Consider the following 448-nt stretch of genomic DNA (forward strand, 5'->3'; position numbering starts at 1 on the left):
GCGCATGGTCGGTGCGACCACCCTCGAGGAGTACCGCAAGTACATCGAGAAGGACGCGGCGCTCGAACGCCGTTTCCAGCAGGTGCTGGTCGGGGAGCCGTCGGTGGAGGACACCGTCGGCATCCTGCGCGGTCTCAAGGAGCGCTACGAGGTGCACCACGGCGTGCGCATCACCGACTCCGCTCTCGTTGCGGCGGCGACCCTTTCGGACCGGTACATCACCTCCCGGTTCCTGCCGGACAAGGCCATCGACCTGGTCGACGAGGCCGCGTCGCGGCTGCGGATGGAGATCGACTCGCGGCCCGTCGAGATCGACGAGATCGAGCGGATCGTGCGCCGGCTGGAGATCGAGGAGATGGCGCTGGCCAAGGAGACCGACGAGGCGTCGAAGGCGCGGCTCGCCAAGCTGCGGCAGGAGCTCGCGGACGCCCGCGAGAAGCTGGGGCAG

General features: G+C 69.0%; 1 pseudogene. It reads left to right on the forward strand.

The annotated features are described in order from the left end of the window. Positions 1–448, forward strand: a pseudogene (locus AC1DYG_RS19765) (ATP-dependent chaperone ClpB); the annotation flags it as partial.

It is taken from the genome of Pedococcus sp. P1_H8 (assembly GCF_056405175.1).